The organism is Neorhizobium sp. PAMB6630, from assembly GCF_058242775.1.
Map to the genome: position 1 here is coordinate 2520653 of NZ_CM177836.1, position 20600 is coordinate 2541252.

24 protein-coding genes are annotated in these 20600 nt (G+C 61.1%); 17 read left to right on the forward strand and 7 right to left on the reverse strand.

From position 1 onward, the window contains the following. Positions 1-48 precede the first annotated feature (48 nt). Positions 49-642: a GDP-mannose pyrophosphatase NudK gene (gene nudK / locus AC4CWF_RS12035; protein ID WP_491281892.1), complete on the reverse strand. Its 594-nt coding sequence runs from the start codon at positions 640-642 to the stop codon at positions 49-51. After that, complete coding sequence (locus AC4CWF_RS12040) at positions 639-2762, reverse strand: molybdopterin-containing oxidoreductase family protein (protein WP_491281893.1); 2124 nt, start codon at positions 2760-2762, stop codon at positions 639-641. Before AC4CWF_RS12040 ends, nudK begins: the two co-directional genes overlap by 4 nt. 86 nt (positions 2763-2848) lie before the next feature. Here AC4CWF_RS12040 and AC4CWF_RS12045 point away from each other — a divergent pair, with 86 nt between their 5' ends. The 4 genes from AC4CWF_RS12045 (at position 2849) to AC4CWF_RS12060 (ending at position 6076) form a co-directional block, all read left to right on the forward strand. Further along, positions 2849-3715: a 23S rRNA (adenine(2030)-N(6))-methyltransferase RlmJ gene (locus AC4CWF_RS12045; RefSeq protein ID WP_491281894.1), complete on the forward strand. Its 867-nt coding sequence runs from the start codon at positions 2849-2851 to the stop codon at positions 3713-3715. Between the two features lie 78 nt (positions 3716-3793). Further along, positions 3794-4444 carry a ribonuclease T2 family protein gene (locus AC4CWF_RS12050; RefSeq protein WP_491281895.1) on the forward strand — a complete coding sequence of 217 codons (651 nt, stop codon included), beginning with the start codon at positions 3794-3796 and terminating at the stop codon, positions 4442-4444. 27 nt (positions 4445-4471) lie between these two features. Then, the gene (locus AC4CWF_RS12055; protein ID WP_491281896.1) at positions 4472-5068 is read left to right on the forward strand and encodes a glutathione S-transferase; all 597 of its coding nucleotides are present in this window, start codon (positions 4472-4474) and stop codon (positions 5066-5068) included. Between the two features lie 417 nt (positions 5069-5485). Beyond that, positions 5486-6076: a glutathione S-transferase family protein gene (locus tag AC4CWF_RS12060; protein ID WP_491281897.1), complete on the forward strand. Its 591-nt coding sequence runs from the start codon at positions 5486-5488 to the stop codon at positions 6074-6076. Between the two features lie 86 nt (positions 6077-6162). On the opposite strand, the gene AC4CWF_RS12065 is transcribed toward AC4CWF_RS12060, so the two are convergent. Beyond that, positions 6163-6801: an outer membrane protein gene (locus tag AC4CWF_RS12065; RefSeq protein ID WP_491281898.1), complete on the reverse strand. Its 639-nt coding sequence runs from the start codon at positions 6799-6801 to the stop codon at positions 6163-6165. Between the two features lie 367 nt (positions 6802-7168). On the opposite strand from AC4CWF_RS12065, the gene AC4CWF_RS12070 reads away from it, so the two are divergent. The 5 genes from AC4CWF_RS12070 to AC4CWF_RS12090 all read left to right on the forward strand — a co-directional run bounded on the left by AC4CWF_RS12070 (position 7169) and on the right by AC4CWF_RS12090 (position 11440). Further along, on the forward strand, positions 7169-7930 hold the full coding sequence (locus AC4CWF_RS12070; RefSeq protein ID WP_491281899.1) for an SDR family oxidoreductase: 762 nt from the start codon (positions 7169-7171) through the stop codon (positions 7928-7930). After that, entirely contained in the window at positions 7927-9978 is a 2052-nt protein-coding gene (uvrC, locus tag AC4CWF_RS12075) for an excinuclease ABC subunit UvrC (RefSeq protein ID WP_491281900.1), read from the forward strand. The genes AC4CWF_RS12070 and uvrC overlap by 4 nt, the downstream gene beginning before the upstream one ends. 90 nt (positions 9979-10068) lie before the next feature. Further along, positions 10069-10656, forward strand: a complete 588-nt coding sequence (gene pgsA, locus AC4CWF_RS12080) for a CDP-diacylglycerol--glycerol-3-phosphate 3-phosphatidyltransferase (RefSeq protein ID WP_491281901.1) — start codon at positions 10069-10071, stop codon at positions 10654-10656. Continuing rightward, positions 10653-10910, forward strand: coding sequence for a molybdopterin converting factor subunit 1 (gene moaD / locus AC4CWF_RS12085; protein ID WP_491281902.1), 258 nt, complete (start codon positions 10653-10655; stop codon positions 10908-10910). Before pgsA ends, moaD begins: the two co-directional genes overlap by 4 nt. Positions 10911-11023: 113 nt before the next feature. Continuing rightward, positions 11024-11440, forward strand: coding sequence for a molybdenum cofactor biosynthesis protein MoaE (locus AC4CWF_RS12090; RefSeq protein ID WP_491285378.1), 417 nt, complete (start codon positions 11024-11026; stop codon positions 11438-11440). 6 nt (positions 11441-11446) lie between these two features. On the opposite strand, the gene AC4CWF_RS12095 is transcribed toward AC4CWF_RS12090, so the two are convergent. Further along, positions 11447-12334 carry a branched-chain amino acid ABC transporter permease gene (locus AC4CWF_RS12095; protein ID WP_491281903.1) on the reverse strand — a complete coding sequence of 296 codons (888 nt, stop codon included), beginning with the start codon at positions 12332-12334 and terminating at the stop codon, positions 11447-11449. A gap of 58 nt (positions 12335-12392) precedes the next feature. Here AC4CWF_RS12095 and AC4CWF_RS12100 point away from each other — a divergent pair, with 58 nt between their 5' ends. The 3 genes from AC4CWF_RS12100 to AC4CWF_RS12110 all read left to right on the forward strand — a co-directional run bounded on the left by AC4CWF_RS12100 (position 12393) and on the right by AC4CWF_RS12110 (position 14404). Then, complete coding sequence (locus AC4CWF_RS12100) at positions 12393-12947, forward strand: CGNR zinc finger domain-containing protein (RefSeq protein WP_491281904.1); 555 nt, start codon at positions 12393-12395, stop codon at positions 12945-12947. Next, positions 12944-13456 carry a hypothetical protein gene (locus AC4CWF_RS12105; protein WP_491281905.1) on the forward strand — a complete coding sequence of 171 codons (513 nt, stop codon included), beginning with the start codon at positions 12944-12946 and terminating at the stop codon, positions 13454-13456. The genes AC4CWF_RS12100 and AC4CWF_RS12105 overlap by 4 nt, the downstream gene beginning before the upstream one ends. 63 nt (positions 13457-13519) lie before the next feature. Beyond that, positions 13520-14404: a dihydrodipicolinate synthase family protein gene (locus tag AC4CWF_RS12110; protein ID WP_491281906.1), complete on the forward strand. Its 885-nt coding sequence runs from the start codon at positions 13520-13522 to the stop codon at positions 14402-14404. 62 nt (positions 14405-14466) lie between these two features. On the opposite strand, the gene AC4CWF_RS12115 is transcribed toward AC4CWF_RS12110, so the two are convergent. Then, the gene (locus tag AC4CWF_RS12115; RefSeq protein WP_491281907.1) at positions 14467-15480 is read right to left on the reverse strand and encodes a zinc-binding alcohol dehydrogenase family protein; all 1014 of its coding nucleotides are present in this window, start codon (positions 15478-15480) and stop codon (positions 14467-14469) included. A gap of 104 nt (positions 15481-15584) precedes the next feature. Here AC4CWF_RS12115 and AC4CWF_RS12120 point away from each other — a divergent pair, with 104 nt between their 5' ends. Continuing rightward, positions 15585-15968, forward strand: coding sequence for a winged helix-turn-helix transcriptional regulator (locus tag AC4CWF_RS12120; RefSeq protein WP_491281908.1), 384 nt, complete (start codon positions 15585-15587; stop codon positions 15966-15968). 101 nt (positions 15969-16069) lie between these two features. Here the strand turns inward: AC4CWF_RS12120 and ndk are convergent, their stop codons facing one another. Both ndk and AC4CWF_RS12130 read right to left on the reverse strand, forming a co-directional pair. Continuing rightward, positions 16070-16492 (reverse strand): nucleoside-diphosphate kinase, encoded by a 423-nt coding sequence (gene ndk, locus AC4CWF_RS12125; RefSeq protein WP_491281909.1) that lies wholly within the window; start codon positions 16490-16492, stop codon positions 16070-16072. A gap of 116 nt (positions 16493-16608) precedes the next feature. Then, the gene (locus AC4CWF_RS12130; RefSeq protein ID WP_491281910.1) at positions 16609-17292 is read right to left on the reverse strand and encodes a glutathione S-transferase family protein; all 684 of its coding nucleotides are present in this window, start codon (positions 17290-17292) and stop codon (positions 16609-16611) included. A gap of 139 nt (positions 17293-17431) precedes the next feature. On the opposite strand from AC4CWF_RS12130, the gene AC4CWF_RS12135 reads away from it, so the two are divergent. Genes AC4CWF_RS12135 through AC4CWF_RS12150 form a run of 4 tightly spaced genes read left to right on the forward strand, consistent with a single transcriptional unit; the run spans position 17432 to position 20577 of the window. Further along, positions 17432-17941, forward strand: coding sequence for a DinB family protein (locus tag AC4CWF_RS12135; protein ID WP_491281911.1), 510 nt, complete (start codon positions 17432-17434; stop codon positions 17939-17941). 48 nt (positions 17942-17989) lie between these two features. Then, a complete protein-coding gene (locus tag AC4CWF_RS12140) occupies positions 17990-19873 on the forward strand; it encodes an ABC-F family ATP-binding cassette domain-containing protein (RefSeq protein ID WP_491281912.1) in 1884 nt (627 codons plus the stop codon). A 37-nt stretch (positions 19874-19910) separates the two neighbouring features. Then, positions 19911-20198 (forward strand): type II toxin-antitoxin system VapB family antitoxin, encoded by a 288-nt coding sequence (locus AC4CWF_RS12145; protein ID WP_491281913.1) that lies wholly within the window; start codon positions 19911-19913, stop codon positions 20196-20198. Continuing rightward, positions 20185-20577, forward strand: a complete 393-nt coding sequence (locus tag AC4CWF_RS12150) for a type II toxin-antitoxin system VapC family toxin (RefSeq protein ID WP_491281914.1) — start codon at positions 20185-20187, stop codon at positions 20575-20577. The genes AC4CWF_RS12145 and AC4CWF_RS12150 overlap by 14 nt, the downstream gene beginning before the upstream one ends. Positions 20578-20600: the final 23 nt, after the last annotated feature.

Sequence of the window (20600 nt, forward strand, 5' to 3'; positions counted from 1 at the left end):
GCTGATGGTGGACCGCTGGCAACTGGGGTTTTCCGTACCGTGCCCGATTCAGGCAAACATCTGGCGGTTCAGCATCAGCCAGTGGATGAGCATGATGGTCTTGCCATCGCAGATCTCGCCGCTCTCGATCATCGAAAGCGCCTGCGAGACCGGCACTTCCATCACTTCGATATCCTCGTTCTCGTCATCCAGGCCACCACCTTCGGCAACCCGGTCGCTGGTATCGATGGCGGCTGCAAAAAAATGCACGAGTTCCGTGACGGCACCTGGCGACATGAAGCACTTGAACAGGAATTTAACGTCACGCACCTGATAGCCGGTTTCCTCGATCGCCTCGCGGCGGATCGCCTCTTCCGGCTGGTCGCCATCGAGAAGGCCGGCCGGCGTCTCGATCATCCAGCCGGAATGGCCGTTGAGGAAGGCGGGCATGCGGAACTGGCGCACCAGCACCACCACATCGCGCCTTGGATCATAAAGCAGGATGGTGGCGCCATTGCCGCGATCATAGACCTCGCGATCAAGCCGGTGAGTGCGGCCCTTGGCATCGGTGTAATCGAAGGTGACCTTGTTCAGAAGATACCAGTTGTCGGAAAGAAGCTTCTTCTCGACGATCTCGATCTTCACCTTATTCTCATTGGTCATGCAGTGTCCTTTGAAAGCCAGACGCGATTGTCATGCACCGCAGCTCCACCATAGGGGGCCACCGGATCGGCACCGGTCAGAATATTGATGCCCTCGCCGTCGAGATGCGCCTTGTTCGGCCATAGCCCCTCGGCCACCAGAACGCCACGCCGGGCGCCTGATGTCACCTTCGCATGGAGCCGCAGGGAACCGCGGGGATTGCCGATGCGCACGATGTCGCCATCTTCAATCAGAAGCGAGGCGGCATCGTCGGGATGCACCATCACCTCCGGCCGTCCTTCCTTGTCGCGCGAGGTTTTTGTCTCGGCAAAGGTGGAGTTCAGGAAGTTGCGCGCCGGCGAGGTGGCAAGGCGGAACGGATACGCCTCGTTTGCCACCTCGATCACGTCCACCTGGTCGGGGAACGGCGGAAGCTGGTCGTAGGGGCCAAGCGCCCCGAGACTTGCCGGCGTCTTGTTCGGAGAGGGGCCATTTTCCCAGTCGGGCCGGAAGCGGAACTTTCCGTCCGCATAACCAAAGCCGTTGAGATAATGCGCATCCTCGAAGGCCGGCTGACAGTCGATCCACTTGTCGACAAGAAGCTGGTCATAACCCGGATAACCGTTCGGCAGCAGCATGCGGTCGATATGCTCCCGCTCGCTCAGTCCAAAGCCCGGATAATCCGACACACCAAGGCGCTTTGCCAGTTCCTCGATGACAAAGAGATTGGTGCGCACCGTCTCCGGCGGCTCGACCAGTTTCGGGCCGAGAAGAATGTGGTTCTGGCCGCCGGCGCGGTAGAGATCGTCATGTTCGACGAACATGGTGGCGGGCAGCACGATATCGGCCATCTCGGCCGTTTCGGTCATGAAATGCTCGTGGACGGCGGAAAACAGGTCCGGCCGGGCAAAGCCCTCGCGCACCAGCCGTTGTTCCGGGGCAATATTCATCGGGTTGGTGTTCTGGATGAGAAGCGCCGTCACCGGGCCGCGATCGCGAAGCGCCACCGCATCACCGGTCAGCACGCGGCCGATCTGCGACTGGTCGAGCATGCGCACATCCGGGTCCATGTAGGACGTGCCCATCAGCTCGCGTTTGTCGAGCTTGAAGATTTCGCCATTGTTATGAAAGGCGCCGCCGCCTTCATATTGCCAGGAGCCGAGAACGGTGGCGAGAGACAGCGCCGCATGCATGGCAACGCTGCCGTTGCGCTGGCGGGTAAAGCCGTAGCCGAGGCGGAAGAAGGTCTTTTTCGTTACGCCGACCAGCCGGCCGAACGCCTCGATCTCTTCCACCGAAAGCCCTGTTATGGCCGAGGCCCAGTGCGGCGTCCGGGTTTCCAGATGCGCTTCAAGCCCTGCCGGATCGTCGGCAAATTTTTGCATATAGGCGCGGTCGGCATAACCGTCGCGGAAGGCGATATGCATGAGCGCGCAGGCAAGCGCTGCATCCGTGCCGGGCTTCAGCACGATTCTGATGTCCGCCTGCTTCATCGTCGGGCTGTCATAGACATCGACCACGACGATCTTTGCGCCGCGTTCTTTGCGGGCCTTGATCGCGTGGGTCATCACATTGACCTGGGTGGCCACGGGGTTGGTGCCCCAGATGACGACGCAATCGGATTTGGCCATTTCTCTGGGATCGGGACCGCGAAGCGCCCCGGTTCCCATCACATAACCGGTCCAGGCCATATTGGTGCAGATCGAGCCGAAGAAACCGGAATAGTGCTTGGCGTGGCGCAGCCGCTCGATGGAATCGCGCTGCACCTGCCCCATCGTGCCGGCGTAGAAATAGGGCCAGATGGCCTCTGCCCCATGGGCAGCTTCCGCCTTGACGAAGGCGTCGGCGATCTCGTCGAGCGCGTCGTCCCACGTCACCTCTTGCCAGACGCCTGCGCCCTTTGCGCCGATGCGGCGCTTGGGTGTCATCAGGCGGCCGGGATGGTAGAGGCGCTCGGCATAACGGGCGACCTTGGCGCAGATGACGCCCGCCGTATAGCTGTTGGCGTTCGCGCCCCTCACCCGGCCGATGCGGCCATCGGGCGTCAGATCGATATCGAGCGCACAGGCGGAGGGACAGTCATGCGGGCACACCGTATGACCAATGGCAGATTTGGCGGAGATCGGGGTCGTCACGTTCATGCCTTTCCTATAGGACAGGACAAGCGTCGCCAAAAGCGCATTTTGCGATGCATCAATTCTATTGACGCGACCCAGCAGGCTTTCTCATGAACTATCGGCATATCTATCACGCCGGCAATTTTGCCGATGTCCTCAAACACGCGGTGTTGTGCCTTCTGGTGCGCCACATGCAGAAGAAGGACAAGGCCTTCCGCGTGCTCGATACCCATGCCGGCATCGGGCTCTACGATCTGTCATCGGAAGAAGCCCAGAAGACCGGCGAATGGCGTGATGGCATCGGCCGCCTGATGGCGGCAGACCTGCCGGCACCGGTCGCCGCCGTTCTGTCTCCCTATCTCGACGCCGTGCGCGAACTCAATCCAACCGGCGACATCTCCCGTTATCCCGGCTCGCCGAAACTGGCGCGCATGCTGTTTCGCCCGCAGGACCGGCTGGCGGCGATGGAACTGCACCCCGACGATTACGGCCGGCTGTCGCGCTTGTTCGAGGGCGATTATCAGGTACGGGTCACCGAACTGGATGGCTGGCTGTCGCTCGGCGCCCACCTGCCGCCGAAGGAAAAACGCGGCATCGTGCTGGTCGATCCGCCCTTCGAGATCGACGGCGAATATGACCGGCTGGTGAACGGGCTTGCGACCGCCTATCGCCGTTTTCCCGGCGGCACCTATTGCCTGTGGTATCCCTTGAAGAAGGGCGCACCGATCCGCCGCTTCCACGAGGATCTGCAGGCACTGGAAATTCCAAAGATGCTGTGTACGGAACTTGCGGTGAAAAGCGACCGCGATGGCACAGGTCTCTCCGGTTCCGGCCTCGTCATCGTCAACCCGCCCTTCACGCTGAAGGCCGATCTGCACACGATTCTGCCGACACTGAAGGACGTGCTGGCGCAGGATCGCTACGCCTCGCAGCGCGCCTTCTGGCTGCGCGGCGAAGAGGCAGCCGAAGAGACCTGACCGGGTGACTTGACTGGGTGACTTGACCGGGTGGCCCGGCCTGGGACATGGTGCCGGCATCTCTGGGGAGGCTTATCCATGATCCGCCGTCTCGTTTCCGCTCTGCTGACGGCGCTTCCGCTTGCAGCAGCCCCTGTTGCACATGCGCAGGATCGCCCATCCGGCTTTGACTTTTACGTGTTGTCGCTGTCCTGGTCGCCGACGTTCTGTGGTTCGTCCAAGGGCAAGAACAGCAAGGAACAATGCGGGCCGGACAAGAAGTTTGCCTTCATCGTGCATGGCCTCTGGCCGCAGAACGAAAAGGGGTATCCGGAAACCTGCGCCACCACCGAACCGCGCCGCGTGCCGGAAGAGCTGGGCCGCGCCTATTTCGACATCATGCCGTCAATGGGCCTGATCGGTCATGAATGGCGCAAGCACGGTTCCTGCTCCGGCCTCTCCCAGAAAGCCTATCTCGACACCACCCGCGCCGCCTTCGAGCGTATCAAGCTTCCCGCCGACATTCTGGCCGCCGACAGTGCAAAGACCTTTTCGGCAGAAACGATTGAACAGAGCTTCATCGCCGCCAATCCGGAGCTTCGCCCGGAGGGTATTGCCGTTGCCTGCGAGGGCAGCCGGCTTGAAGAAGTGCGCATCTGCCTTGCCAAGGACCTTTCCTTCCGCACCTGCCCGGAAGTGGACGCCAAGGCCTGCACGCTCAAACGGATCACCGTGCCACCGGCACGCTGACTTTAAGCCCCCACAGGAACACACCCGATGAAACTGCTCTACTCCCCCGCCTCCCCCTATTCGGCCAAATGCCGCATGGCTGCCCGCCATCTCGGCATCACGCTTGAGGAGGTGAAGACCGATACCGGCGCCGAGCCTGCCGACCTTCTCGACAACAACCCGCTCGGCAAGATCCCGGTGCTGATCCGCGACGGCGAAAGCCCGATCTATGACAGCGTCGCGATCATGCACTACCTTGACCGTGTCTCGGAGGGGAAACTCTATCCGGCGAAGGACGAGAAGCGCACCGACGCGGAAGTGCTGGAAGCGCTCTGCGACGGCATCACCGATTGCCTGCTTGCCATCGTCTATGAGCGCCGCGCCCGGCCGGCCGAGATTGTTCACCAGCCCTGGATCGACAAGCAGTGGTCAAAGGTGCTGCGCGGACTGGATTATCTCGAAAACAACCTGCCGAAGACGGAAAAGAAGCTGAACGGCGGCCATTTCGCCCTTGCGGCCCTCATCGGTTATCTCGACCTGCGTTTTGCCGGACAATGGGCAGACGGCCGGCCCCAGCTTGCGGCCTGGCCGCAGAAATTTGCAAAGCTGTTTGCTGATTACGACAGCATGAAGTCTGTCGCATAAGAGGCGCACCGCGTCTCTCAAGGGGTGCCCACGTTTTCCCGGTGCCCCCATATCTCCCGATGTCGACATCCTCAGGGGAAAGGCAGTGCGCGACATTGCCTTTCACACCTGCACAAAGCACCTCCCCAACGGGAGCTGCACAACCGCGCGCAACCCAAATGGCACAAAAAGCCTCAGTTGCGGCAGAAGATCGGCCCGCCTCTGTCGGATCTTGATACACGCGACGCAGCCATCCTTGACGCAAGTATTATTCCGAAACATCCGCATATATCTTAATAAATATTCCGCACTGCACAACAAATTCAAATAATCACGGAACTCCACAAGTAAAACTGTGGTTTATTTAAAAACACTGTATTCGCCTTGGCATACGCAGTATATAAGAGAAGGCAGAACAACAATTGCCAGGATCGTGTCGTGCGTCTTCTCTACACCCCTTCTTCGCCATTGTCGGCAAAATGTCTGATGGCAGCCCGCCATTTGAGGATTGCAGTTGCGGAAGTGAATGCAGCCGTTTCCGCGCCGCCGCCGGAACTCATCGGAAGCAATCCGCTTGGCAGGTTTCCCATGCTGATCCGCGATGGCGAACTGCCGCTCTGCGATAGTGTCGCCATCATGCATTTCTTTGATCGGCTGACGGAGGGGCAGCTTTATCCGCGCAATCCGATGAAACGGGCAGAGGCCGACATGCTGGAGGCGCTTTGCGACGGCATTACCGAAAGCCTGATGCTGATCACCTATGAGCAGCGGTTCCGCCCGGAAGAGAAGGTTTATCAGCCCTGGCTCGACCGGCACTGGATCAAGGTGGCGCGGGGCCTCGATTTTCTGGAATGCCACGTGCCGAGAACCGACAAGAAGCTAAACGGCGGCCATTTCGCGCTGGCAGCCCTCATCGCCTATCTGCACGTGCGCTATGTCGGACGATGGGATGTCGGGCGCCCGCAGCTTGCGGCTTGGCCACGCGCGTTTTCGCGATTGATTAACGAGCGCATGAAGACCGCTGCCTGACGCGGGCAGCATCGATGGCGGCAGCCGGACATGAAAAAGGCCGGAGGTTTCCCCCCGGCCCTTTTTCCGATCGCAAGATCGAAGGATCAGAACTTCACGCCGATGCCGAGCTTGACCGACTGGTCGTCGAAGCCGCGCGATACGTTGGTGCCACCCAGGTTGTAATCCTTGTCCTGGTAGTCAGTGTAACGGTATTCGACGCGTGCGGTGATGTTCTTGGTCACCATGGTTTCGACACCGGCGCCGACCGTGTAGCCGACCGAGGTGTTGTTGTCGGAACCGGCAGCGCTGGAGACCTTATGGTCTGCAATGGCCACACCGCCCGTGCCGTAGATCATGAAGGGGTTGAAGTCATAACCGAGGCGGGCGCGAACCGAGCCGTTCAGCTTTTCTTCGCCGGTGATGCCGTTCGATGTGCCCTTCTGGTCGTTGTAACCGAGGTCGGCTTCAGCACCGTAAACGATCTGGCCGCTCTGCCAGTTGTAACCGCCGTAGACGCCACCGCCCCAGCCGTCAGCGCTCGGCTCGCCGGAGCCGCCCTTGACCTTGCCCCAGTCGTAGGAGCCGGTGCCGCCGAGGTAGAAGCCGGACCAGTTGCTGACAGCAGCCGGGGCGTCATAGGCAGCCGGGGCTTCCGGGATCTGCGTGACAGCGTCAGCAGCATGTGCCGATACGGCAGCCAGGCTTGCAGCAGAAACCATCAGGGTCGCAATGAGAGTACGCATACTTTTTCTCCTTTTCGATGCCGGCCGGGAGGCGCCTTTTCACTCAATGACAGCGCCATTGCTCCCTGCTCGTTGAGGATGAATTTGGTGGGCAATTGAGGAAATGAAAGTACCGAATTGTGAATTGATTGCGGCAGCGCGATGGCTGAATCTGGATGTTGCTTCGCAGCCACAGGCACTTTGTTAACCCTACCGAAAGTTTAACATCAGTATAAAAATGAGAATATTTCTCACAGCGGCATGAATACATAAATACGATTGCGTGATGAAAAGGATCGGCATAACGGCCAATCCAGCCCCTTGATCTTCCCGTAAAGCACTTGCAAGCAATGGCGCCGGCGCAACAGGCTAATAAGCAGGATAGAGCATGGAACATTCCCCGACCGTACTTGTGACCGGAGCCGCGCGCCGCATGGGACGGGCCATTGCCGAGGATCTCGCCCGAAACGGCTATGGCGTTGCCATTCACGCCGACCGCTCGTTTGAAGAGGCAGAACAGTTGGCCGCAGCACTTCGGGCCGAAGGGCACCGGGCGGCAGCTGTAAAGGCCGATCTTCTCGATCCGCAGGCGACCGACGGCTTGATCGATGAGGCGGCGGCATTGCTCGGGCCGATCACCGGTCTTGTCAACAATGCCTCGCTGTTTGTCGGCGATACCGCAGACGTGTTCGACGCGCAGTCGTTCGATCGTCACTTTGCCATTCACGTGCGCGCACCCTCTATCCTGTCGGCGGCCTTGCTGCGCCAGTTGCCGGAAGCTGCCAACGCCCTCATCGTCAACATCATCGACCAGCGGGTGTGGAAACTGACGCCGCAATTTTATTCCTACACCCTGTCCAAATCGGCATTGTGGACGGCGACGCAGACGCTGGCGCAGGCCTATGCACCGCGCGTGCGCGTCAACGCCATTGGCCCCGGCCCCTCGTTCAAAAGTGCGCGCCAGTCGCCCGAGGATTTCAAGGGTCAGATCGAAGCGCTGCCGCTGAAACGCGGTCCCGCGCCGGATGAATTCGGCCGCACGATCCGATTTCTTTTTGACACTCCGTCCATCACGGGCCAAATGATAGCCTTGGATGGAGGCCAGCACCTGGCCTGGGAAACGCCGGATGTGGCGGAGATCATTGAATGAATGGAACGAAACTGCCTGACGGCGGCGTTCTTTATGACGGGACGGACGAGGATGACGACGAGGTTGTGGCAGCCCCCGGCGATGCCGCACGCATGCTTTCCGGCATCGAATGGAACGCCGGCCTTCGAAACGAGAGCGGCCTCAAAGGCGCTGACCTCATTGCCGAATTCGTAAAACACCTGCCGAACGCGCCGGGCGTGTATCGCATGTTCAACGAGGCGGGCGACGTGCTTTACGTCGGCAAGGCCCGCAGCCTGAAAAAACGCGTGACGAATTATGCGCAAGGACGCGTGCATTCCAACCGTCTGACGAAGATGGTGCGCGAAACCGCGCAGATGGAATTCGTCACCACCCGCACCGAGACGGAAGCACTGCTGCTTGAGGCAAACCTGATCAAGCGCCTGCGCCCGCGCTACAACGTGCTTTTGCGCGACGACAAGAGCTTTCCCTATATCATGCTGACCGGCGACCACCGGGCCCCCGCCATCTACAAGCACCGCGGCGCGCGTGCCCGCAAAGGCGATTATTTTGGCCCGTTTGCCTCGGCAAGCGCCGTCGGGCGCACGATCAATTCGTTGCAGCGCGCCTTTTTGCTGCGCACCTGCACCGACAGCGTCTTTGAGGCGCGCACGCGGCCCTGCCTGCTCTACCAGATCAAGCGCTGTTCGGGGCCCTGCACGCACGAGATTTCGGATGCGGATTATGCGGGGCTGGTGGGTGAGGCCAAGGACTTTCTCTCCGGCCGCAGCCAGGCGGTGAAGGCGACGATTGCCCGGCAGATGACGGAAGCCTCCGACGACATGGATTTCGAACGCGCCGCCGTCTACCGCGACCGGCTGTCGGCGCTATCGCATGTGCAGAGCCACCAGGGCATCAACCCGGCCGGCGTCGAGGAAGCGGATGTGTTTGCCATCCACCACGAGGCGGGCCTTACCTGCATCCAGGTGTTTTTCTTCCGCGCCGGGCAGAACTGGGGCAACCAGGCCTATTTTCCAAAGGCCGATCCGCAACTGACCGGCGCCGAGGTGCTGAACGCCTTTCTCGCGCAGTTTTACGATGACAAGCCGGTTCCGCGCCAGATCCTGTTGTCGGAAACGGTGGAGGAGCAGGAGCTGCTCAGCCTTGCCCTGTCTGAAAAATCGACCACCAAGATCACCATCCAGGTGCCGCAGCGGGGCGAGAAGAAGGATCTGACCGACCATGTGCTGGCCAATGCCCGCGAGGCGCATGGCCGCAAGCTTGCCGAGACCGCCTCGCAGGAACGCCTGCTGAAAGGTTTTGCCGAAACCTTCGGTCTCTCTTACGTGCCGCGCCGCATCGAGATCTACGACAACTCCCACATCATGGGCACCAATGCCGTGGGCGGCATGGTCGTCGCGGGGCCGGAAGGCTTCGTGAAGGGCCAGTATCGCAAGTTCAACATCAAATCGACCGACATCACCCCCGGCGACGATTTTGGCATGATGCGCGAGGTGATGACGCGGCGGTTTTCACGCCTCCTGAAGGAGGAAGGCCTGCCCGACCGCAGCGCTGCGGCCACCCAGCCGGCATACGGGCCGGACGAGGTGATCGAAAGCGGTTTTCCCGCCTGGCCTGACGTTATCCTCATCGATGGCGGACAGGGCCAGATGTCAGCGGTTCGCAAAATCCTGGACGAGCTCGGCATCCGCGACGTGGTGACCGCTATCGGCGTTGCCAAGGGTGTTGACCGCGATGCCGGGCGCGAGCGATTTTTTGCCGACGGCCGCAGTGATTTTTCGCTGCCGCCGCGTGACCCCGTGCTCTATTTCGTCCAGCGCATGCGCGACGAGGCGCACCGTTTTGCCATCGGCTCGCACCGGGCGCGGCGCAAGAAAGAAATGGTGAAGAACCCGCTCGACGAGATTTCCGGCATTGGCCCCGGCCGCAAGCGGGCGCTTCTGCAACATTTCGGCACCGCCAAGGCCGTTTCGCGCGCCGGCATCTCTGATCTGATGGCTGTCGAGGGAATTTCAGAGACGGTGGCAAAGCAGGTCTATAACCACTTCCACGAAAACCGCAGCGGCTGAGAATACAAAGCCGCCACATTTCACGTCGAGGGTGTTGACGCTTCGTCTCTGGCGTATCACTTAACAGCACACATCAGGGTAAGGTCCGTCATGGCATCGCGCGCATACAATATTCCCAATCTCCTGACCTATGCGCGTATCATTGCCGTGCCGATCATCGTCGGCTGCTTCTTCATCGAGGGGCAGCTGGAAAGTTCGGATGTGGCGCGCTGGACGGCACTTGTGCTGTTTGCGGTCGCCTCGATCACCGATTATCTCGACGGTTACCTCGCCCGCATCTGGAACCAGACCTCCAATATCGGCCGCATGCTGGACCCGATTGCCGACAAGCTGCTGGTGGCGGCCGTGCTTCTGCTGCTGGCCGCAGACCAGACGATTGCCGGCTGGTCGCTCTGGGCGGCCATCACGATCCTCTGCCGCGAAATTCTGGTGTCGGGCCTGCGCGAATATCTGGCGGCGCTGAAGGTTTCCGTGCCTGTGACGCGCATTGCCAAGTGGAAAACGACGATCCAGATGGTCTCGATCGGCTTCCTGCTGGCCGGCCCCGCCGGCGACAAGGTTTTGCCCTACACGACTGAAATGGGCATCGTCCTTCTCTGGTGTGCGGCCATCCTGACATTCTACACCGGCTATGATTATTTCAAGGCGGGCGTCAAACATCTGGCGGACGACGAATGAGAGTAAAAATCGTTTATTTCGCCTGGGTTCGCGAGCGCATCGACAAGCCGGAAGAAGAGCTGGACCTGCCCGACACGGTGGTGACGGCCGGCGACCTGCTCAACCACCTGAAGACCCTGGGTGAAGGGTATGAGGCGGCGTTGCAATATCCGCACGTGATCCGTGTTGCCGTGAACCAGGAGCATGTCGACCACGACGAACCGATTGCCGGCGCCCGCGAAATCGGCATTTTTCCGCCGATGACGGGTGGCTAAACCATGGACGTCGCGGCAAAGAACACCATCGCTTCGAGCCGACAGGTGAGGTTATCCGTGTGACAAACCCCGCCCCCACCATCCGCGTCCAGAGCGAAAATTTTGACCTGCAGATGGAAATCCACGCGCTGACGACGGGGCGTGCAGATATCGGCGCGGTCGTGACCTTCACCGGTCTTTGCCGGGACGAAGGTGCAAGCCTCGATGCGCTGGAACTGGAGCATTATCCCGGCATGGCGGAGGCGGAGATGCAGCGCATTGCAACGCTTGCCATCGAGCGCTTCTCGCTGCTGGGGCTGACCGCCATTCATCGCTACGGCAAGATCCTGCCGGGGGAAAACATCGTTCTCGTCATCGCCTGCGCCCCGCACCGGCAAGCGGCTTTCGACGGGGCAAACTTCGTCATGGATTTTTTAAAAACCGCCGCTCCCTTCTGGAAGAAGGAACATCTGGCAGACGGCTCCACCGGCGGCTGGGTCTCGGCCAAGGACGCCGACGATGCGGCGCGGGACAAGTGGACAACAGGCTGACCCGCTTCAGACCAGCACCCGTTCACGCCGGCTTAACACCAGAAGCCCAGTGAGCGCGCAAAGCATGACGGGATCGCGCCAGACCACGGGGCCGTAGCCGCTCCAAAGGGTCTCCCCGAGGCCAAAGAGTGCTGCACCCGCTGCCGCGCGAAGCGGATGGGCATGGCCGCCGGCAGCGGCAATCAGCACCACTTTCAGGCCAAACACCACGCCTGCGCCAAAATCCATGGTGCCGTAATGGGCGGTGGCCAGAATGCCGCAAAGGGCGGCAAACAGGGCCGCAAAACCATAGGCGCCGGCGCAGATGCGGGCGGATGGCACGCCGCAAAGCTCGGCTGCCAGTGGATCATCGCAAACGGCGCGCCAGTTGCGCCCCCATCGACTGGCCGCCAGAAACCATGCGCCACCGGCCACCAGGAAAACAAGAATGGCGCTGTTGAGGGCCTGCAGGCGCGTGAGGCTTGCCGCGCCGCCAAAGAGCGTGATCGGGGCATTGAGAAAGGGCGGCAGCCAGAGTTGGCGCGTGCCCGAAAGAAGCCTCGCCGCCTCCATCAGCACCAGCAGCAGGCCGAGCGACGCGACGGTGAGCGCGTTTGGCGAGACGCGCGACAAGGGCGCCACCACCCGTCGCCCGATCAATGCGCCGCCCCCCGCCCCCACCATGACGGCGAGAAGTGCGCCAAGCGCCAAAGCTGCCGGGAAAATCAGGAAAAGCCGGTCCCACCCCCAGTGAGCGCCCAGCAGAAACACGTGGCCGGAAAAGGCAAAGAGCGCACCATAGGTGATATCCGCCCGCCGGGTGACGGCAAAGGCAATCGCATAACCAAAGGCCAGCGCTGCATAGAGGCTGGCAATCGGCACGGCGTTGAGCAGCTGTTGCAGGGCGTAGGACATGGCACCTCCACGCCCGCAATATAACTGGCAAAAACGTTTTTACCAGTTATATTGCAGCATGACCTTTTCCTGGACCCCTCACCGTTTTGCCGGCGGCGCGCTGGCGCTTGATGTCGCCAACAGCGTGATCCTGCGCTCTGACCCTCCCCGCAGCATCGACCGGTTTGCCGATCCAGCGCATTTGCAGGCCTTCCCGCAGGCCGCCTCAGCATTTTCCGCCGAACGAGCCCTGTTTGGTGACCTGAAACCGATAATTCCTGCCAGTCGCGAAACCTTCCTTTCGCTGCGTGAAGCCATCGACCGGCATTTTCGCGCTGAGGTGCAGGGGACATCACACCCGCTTCTTTTGGCCGATCTGTTGGACAACGCCGCCCGCCTGCTGCGGCAGGCCCCCGATCCAGACGGGCTTGAGGCGGCCACCGTGCATTCGGCGCTGCGGCTGCTTTCCCTTCCGGAAAAGCAGCGCCTGAAAATCTGCGGGCATTGCGGCTGGCTGTTTGTCGACCGTTCCAAGAACAAGAGCCGCTTCTGGTGCGACATGACTGTGTGCGGCAACCGCGCCAAGGCCGCCCGCCACTACAAACGAAAAACGACAGGAGGAATTGCAGGATGATGAAAGGAACCTTCACCGCCAGAGCAACGGGCCTTGCGCTTTGCGTGGCAACCCTTGTCGGCTGCCAGCGCGAAGCGGCAAACCTGGCGGAGTTTTCCGGCCATATCTTCGTCTTCAACTACCGTCTTTCACGGGCCAATTACGTGGTGACGCTGCGCCCGACCGGGCCCCTTCCCGAAGGCGGCGTGGCGCTTGCACGGTTTGACAATCCGCAGGGCGGCGCGCCGCTCATAACGCGACAGGCGCTTTACCCGAAGATGGACAAGGTGGTGCTGGAAAGCCCGGACGTGCAGTGCGTGCGCGAAGGCCAAAGCTACGGCGTCCATATCGAGCTTGCCGACCGCGATAGCAAAGTGCTGCAAGAACTGGAAACAAGGGTGCTTGCCACCATCGACCAGAGCATCCTGCCCGCCAATTCCATCGTGGTCGGCCCGGCCTATGACATGAACCCGAAAGTGTTCAAGGCGGGCGGCGTGGTGGATCTTTCACCGGTCCCATGCCCGACATAAGGCGCTTCACGACGCCCCGGTGCGGTGTTACGACTCGGGTCAAGCCGTAACCGAGGATGCATTATGCTGCGTGGTCTTTCCGCCTTTCCGCCCACACCGACCGACATGCACGGCGCCATTGATGCGGATGCACTGTCCCGGCTGATCGAACGCCTGACGCGCGCGGGCGTCGATTCCATCGGGCTCCTCGGCAGCACCGGCGGTTATGCCTACCTGACGCGCGCCGAACGGCGCCGCGCCGTGGAAATTGCCGCCGAAATCCTTCAGCGCCGCACGCCGCTCATCGTCGGCATCGGCGCACTGCGCACCGACGAGGCGCAGGCACTGGCACGCGATGCGGCAGAGGCCGGCGCAGATGGCCTGCTTCTGGCGCCTGTCTCCTACACGCCGCTCACCGAAGACGAGGTGTTTGCGCATTTTTCCGCCGTCTCCGGCGTCACCGATCTGCCGCTCGTCATCTACAACAATCCGGGCACAACGAAATTCACCTTCAGCCCGGATTTGATCGTGCGGCTGGCGGACCTGCCCAACATTGCGACCGTGAAGATGCCGCTGCCGGTGGATGCCAGTTTCGAGGCGGAAATGGCCTCGCTGCGCGCGCGTCTGCCGAACAGGTTTCCGATCGGCTACAGCGGCGATTGGGGTGCAGCCGAAGCGCTGCTTTCAGGCGCTGATGCCTGGTACAGCGTCGTCGCCGGCCTCCTGCCCGCCCCGGCGCTGGCGCTGACCCGTGCAGCCCAAGCCGGACATAATGACGAGACCCACCGGCTGAACGAGCGTTTCCAGCCGCTCTGGGCGCTGTTTCGCCAGTACGGCAGTTTTCGCGTCATGTATGCGATCGCCGCCGAACTCGACCTGTTTCATGCCGCACCGCCCCGGCCGGTTCTGCCAATTCCGGCTGAGGCGATGCCGCGCGTGGTGGAAGCGCTGGCGGCTCTCGACGCCTGATTTTTGGTGGGCAGGCGGATGGGCCCTGCCCTTAGCCGCCTGCCCACAACTTCACGCCCGCCTCAAAACCCTTCCAGGACGATCTTGCCGCGCGCCTTGCCGCTTTCAAGGATCGCATGGGCTGCTTTCAGATTTTCCGCATTGATCGGCTGCAGAACCTCGGTGACGGTGGTGCGGATGCGGCCGGCATCGATGAGCGCCGAGACGTCATCCAGCAACCTGCCCTGCGCATCCATGTCGGGCGTCTGGTAGAGCGAGCGGGTAAACATCAGCTCCCAGTGCAGCGAGACGGACTTGCGCTTGAAGGGCATGGCATCCAGCACGGCGGGATCGTCGATCAGGCCGAAGCGGCCCTGCGGCGCGATGAGATCGGCGATATCGGCGAGATGCAGGCTTGTCTCGGTGGTGGAAAACACGAAGGCGGGCGCACCGAGCCCGAGTGCTTCCACCTGCGGGGCAAGCGGCTTTGCGTGATCGAGCACGTGATGGGCGCCCAGTTCACGCACCCAGGCCTGCGTTTCCGGGCGTGAGGCGGTGGCGATGACCGTCAGATCGGTCAATGCCCGCAACAACTGGATGGCGATGGAGCCGACGCCGCCGGCCCCGCCGATGATGAGCACGGCATTTGCCGCTCCCGGAACAGGTCGGCGCACATCCAGCCGCTCGAACAGCATTTCCCAGGCGGTAATCGCCGTCAGCGGCAGGGCAGCCGATTGCGCGTCCGAGAGCGTTGCCGGCTTCTTGCCCACCAGCCGCTCATCCACCAGATGAAATTCGCTGTTGGCGCCGGGCCGGTCCAGCGCGCCGGCATAAAACACCTGATCGCCGGGCTTGAAGCGTGTCACGGCTTCGCCGGTCTCGATCACCTCGCCGACGGCATCCCAGCCGAGCACTTTCCAGCCATCGGGAGCTGCGGACACGCCGCGGCGGATCTTTGTGTCGACGGGATTGACCGAGATAGCGCGGACGGCAACCAGCAGATCACGCCCCGTCGCCACCGGCTTTTCCTGTTCGATATCGACGAGTGCCTCCGGCCGCTCGAGTGCGCCTGCGGCCTGATATGCGACTGATTTCATCGGGTGGTTCCCTTTCAAAGCGTTGTGTCACCCCACATATGTTTCTATGCTTCCAAAAAGCCATACGCACAAAATCAGCCTATAGTGTCGAAAAGGATACCGTCATGGCCAAGGCCCGCCATTCCCGCTTCGATTGCAGCCCCGGCTGTGCCGTGGAGGCGGCTGTCGGCCTCATCGACGGCAAATGGAAATCGGTGATCCTTTACCATCTGCTTTCCGGCACGCTGCGCTTCAGCGAGATCCGCCGCATCATCGCAAATGTCACGCCACGCATGCTGACGAACCAGTTGCGCGAGCTGGAGGAGGACGGGCTGATCATCCGCACCGTTTATGCGCAGGTGCCGCCGAAGGTGGAATACAGCCTGTCGCCGCTCGGGCGCAGCATGGAGCCGGTGCTGGTGGCGCTGAAAACCTGGGGCGATGCCCATATCGGGCTTTACGGCAAGCCGAAGGGGCATGATCCGCGCGAGGCGGATGCGGCGGCCTGAGAGGCAGGCCTCAAACGCAAAACGCCCGCGACAGCATGTGTCACGGGCGTTCTGGAATTCCTTGCAGGCGCCTTTTGGAAGGCGCCCAAAGATCAAAAAATTCAGCCGACGATTTCGGTTTCAGCGAACCAGTAGGCGATTTCCTGGGCAGCGGTTTCCGGAGCATCCGAACCGTGAACCGAATTTTCGCCGATGGAGAGCGCAAACGTCTTGCGGATGGTGCCTTCGTCAGCATTGGCCGGGTTGGTGGCGCCCATGATTTCGCGGTTCTTCAGGATGGCATTTTCGCCTTCGAGAACCTGAACGACGGTCGGGCCGGATGTCATGCCTTCAACCAGTTCGCCGAAGAAGGGGCGTTCCTTGTGAACGGCGTAAAAACCTTCGGCTTCGCGCTGGCTCATCCAGACGCGCTTGGAAGCGATGACGCGCAGGCCATTCTCTTCAAAAACCTTGGTGATGGCGCCGGTCAGGTTGCGCTTGGTTGCGTCGGGCTTGATCATGGAGAAGGTGCGTTCGATCGCCATTGCCAGAAATCCTTGTTTTCTAGGGATAAGTGGGCGGTGTTTAGCCGCCCCGAATCACGAAGACAAGAGGGCCTTTTCGAATTTCACGCCGCTGTCATGTTGAAGCCCCGTCTCACTCAGGCAACGGCGCGGGCCATGGCGCCGTGGAGATCCAGGCATCGCTCGAACCAGACATTGACTGGATCATCCGCCCCCAGCGCTTCAAGCCCGGTGGTGATGCGCAGCCATTGCAACGCGCCGAACAGGATATAGTCGGCAAACAGCGGGCTTTCGCCACCCAGGAAGGGCTGGAACTTCAACATGTAGCGCAGCGGCTCCAGCCGGGCCGAGAGAACGGCGATCTCCGCCTCGCGTTCAGCCTCGAACTCCTCAAGCTTGCGCCCGAGGCGCGGCTCGCGGCTCTCGCGGAAATAGATCTGGTCGGTTTCGGCCAGCATGTCGTGGATGTTCTTCACGGCAAGCTTGGTCAGCACCGGATGCACCAGCGTCAGCGATACGCCCTCCACGAAGCGCGACAGGGCCTTGCCGCCCTCCCCGGCAAACAGCGTCGGATGGTCTGGATAGGTGTCTTCCAGATAGAGCGCGATATCAAAACTGTCGCGCACCAGCATCTGGCCATCGCGCAGGATCGGCACGGTTTTCGAAAAGCCGTTTTCGATTTTCGGCACATCGGTAAACGGCACCGGTTTTTCGACGAAATCCAGCCCCTTATGGGCCAGCGCCATCGACACTTTCCAGCAATGGGGCGAAAACGGGCGGTGCTCATCACGGCCGCAGAGCGAATAGAGAATTCTGGTCATCGGGATCCCTCATTGCAAACAGCATCCATTGAACCCTTCACACTGCCAAAGATCAAATCAGGAAATTTCATGGAAGCGATCACCCCCTTTTGCGTTTGGGCGTCATAAGATCCGATTTAACGAAGGACTGGAGAAACCCATGGCCCAGCATTTCCGCATGTTTGCCGATTACAACCGCTGGGCCAACGCCCGCCTTTACGAGACCTGCGGGCTCTTGAGCGACGAGGCGTTTCGCGCAGACAAGGGTGCCTTCTTTCGCTCCGCCCATGGCACGCTGAACCACATTCTCGCCGCAGACCGGATCTGGCTCAAACGCTTCACCGGCGAAGGCGTTGTGCCTGCTTCGCTTGATGCCCCGCTCTATGAGACGTTTGCCGACTTGCGCGCCGCCCGTGCCGCAGAAGACCAGCGCATCATCGACTGGGTGGATACTCTGGCCGAGGCCGACCTTTCGGCGATCATTTCCTATAAACCCGTCACGATGCCTGACAAAATCGAGCTGCCGCTTGGTCCGCTGCTTTCCCATGTCTTCAACCACCAGACCCATCACCGTGGGCAGGTTCACACCATCCTGACATCTCTCGGACATCCCTCCGTGGTGCTTGATCTCGTCTATTTCCTGCTTGGAGACGGCAAGCGCTGGCAATAGGCGCCCGTCTCTCTTGCATCGCAGCAGGACTTCGGCCAAAACGCCCGCATGATCACCATCACAGACCTTTCCGCGCGTATCGCCGGCCGCCTGCTTCTCGACCACGCCAGCATCAGCCTGCCGACGGGCATCAAGGCTGGCCTTGTCGGCCGCAATGGTGCGGGCAAATCCACGCTGTTTCGCGTCATCACCGGCGACCTCGGTTCGGAAAGCGGTTCGGTATCGCTGCCGAAGGCCGCCCGCATCGGCCAGGTGGCGCAGGAAGCGCCGGGCACGGAAGATCCGCTGATCAACATCGTGCTTGCCGCCGACAAGGAACGCACCGCCCTGATGGCGGAAGCCGAGACGGCAACCGACCCCAACCGCATCGCCGACATCCAGATGCGGCTTGTCGATATCGACGCGCATTCAGCAGAGGCGCGCGCAGCCAGCATTCTGGCCGGTCTCGGTTTTGATGCCGAAGCCCAGCTCCGTCCGGCCTCTGCCTTTTCCGGCGGCTGGCGCATGCGCGTGGCGCTGGCGGCCGTGCTGTTTGCCGAGCCGGACCTGCTGCTGCTCGACGAGCCCACCAACTATCTCGACCTGGAAGGCACGCTGTGGTTGGAAGATTATATCCGCCGCTATCCGCACACGGTCATCATCATCAGCCATGACCGCGACCTTTTGAACAACGCGGTCAATGCCATCGTGCATCTCGACCAGAAGAAGCTCACCTTCTATCGCGGTGGCTATGATCAGTTCGAGCGCCAGAAGGCCGAGAACGACGAATTGCAGATGAAATCCAAGGCGAAGAACGACGCCGCGCGAAAGCACCTGCAAAGCTTCATCGACCGGTTCAAGGCGAAAGCCACCAAGGCCAAACAGGCGCAGAGCCGCGTGAAGGCGCTGGAGCGAATGGGCACGGTTGCCGCCGTCATCGAAGACCATGTGCAGCCGATCACCTTTCCGGAGCCGGAAAAGCAGCCGGCCTCGCCGATCATCGCCATCAATGGCGGCGCCGTCGGTTACGAGCCCGGCAAGCCGATCCTCAAGAACCTCAACCTGCGCATCGATGCGGATGACCGCATCGCGCTTTTAGGCTCGAACGGCAACGGCAAGTCCACGTTTGCCAAATTCATCTCCGGCCGCCTGCCGCCGGAAACCGGCGATCTGCGCCTGGCACCGAGCCTGAAGATCGGCTTTTTCGCCCAGCATCAGCTCGACGATCTCGTTCCTGAGGATACGCCGGTAGAGCATGTGCGCCGCCTAATGCCGGCAGCGCCGGAAGCCAAGGTTCGCGCGCGCGTGGCGCAGATGGGCCTTGCGACGGAAAAGATGAACACGGCGGCCAAGGATCTCTCCGGCGGCGAGAAGGCCAGGCTTTTGATGGGCCTTGCCGCCTTCCACGCGCCGAACCTCTTGATCCTCGACGAGCCGACGAACCATCTCGACATCGACAGCCGCCGCGCGCTGATCGAGGCATTGAACGATTACGACGGCGCCGTCATCCTCATCTCGCATGATCGCCACCTGATCGAGGCAACCGTCGACCGTCTCTGGCTCGTCAACAACGGCACCGTCACCACATTCGAAGGCGACATGGAGGAATACCGCGACCTCATCGTCTCCTCGGGTAAAAAAAAAGAAGAAAAAGTTGACGTAAGCCTCGACGCCGGAAAAAAGGCCGAGCAGCGTAAGGCGAATGCCGAAAAGCGTGCGTCGCTGGCGCCGTTGAAGAAAAAGATCAACGAAGCCGAGGCCTTGACGGCAAAACTGGAAAAACTGATTCAGGCTCTTGATCAAGAGCTTGCAGATCCGGTGCTCTACGAAAAGTCTCCGGCGAAGGCTGCGGAAAAGGTCAAGCAGCGTGGCGAGGCGGCTGCAAAACTGTCGCAGGCGGAAGAGCAGTGGCTGGAGCTTTCGGCCGAATATGAAGAGGCGATGGCCGGCTGAGCCTTGCTTGTGGCACGGCTGAATATGCACTACCTTGATGGCGTATATTCAAACGGGTGACGCCATGCCGCTTTATGTGCGCGATGAACAGGTGAACCAGCTCGCCGAACAGGCCCAAAGAATCCTCAAGGCCCCCACAAAGACGGATGCCATCCGCCAGGCGCTGGAGCGCGTGGTGAAAGAGGACGAGCAGCGCCCGCCGCTGGCGGAACGGCTGGAGAAGATCCGGGCAAAACACAATATGCCGGCCTACGACACTCTTGAGCCCTTCGACGAGAAGGCTTTCCTCGACGAGATGTGGGGAGATGCCGATGTTCATCGATAGTTCGGCGCTGGTGGAGATCCTGACCGATGCACCCCGTCGCCAGGAACTTCTAGACCGGATGGCGACGTCACCCACGCCGTTTTCGACATCAGCGACCGTGCTTTACGAAACGACCGTGGTGATCACCTCGAGAACGGGCAAGACCGTCGAGGAGGCCTTTGATTTCGTCTCGGAGTTTCTGGCCGAACTGAACGCCGATATCCTGCCTGCCACCCGCGAAACAGCGCTCACCGCCCTCGATGCATTCTCGCGCTACGGCAAGGGCCGCCACCCGGCGCGCCTCAATTTTGGCGACTGCTTTTCCTATGCAGGCGCCAAGGCTGCCGGTGCCGCCCTTCTTTATGTGGGCGATGATTTTCGCCGCACCGATCTCGCCTGAACGACCACACATCAGATTGCAAA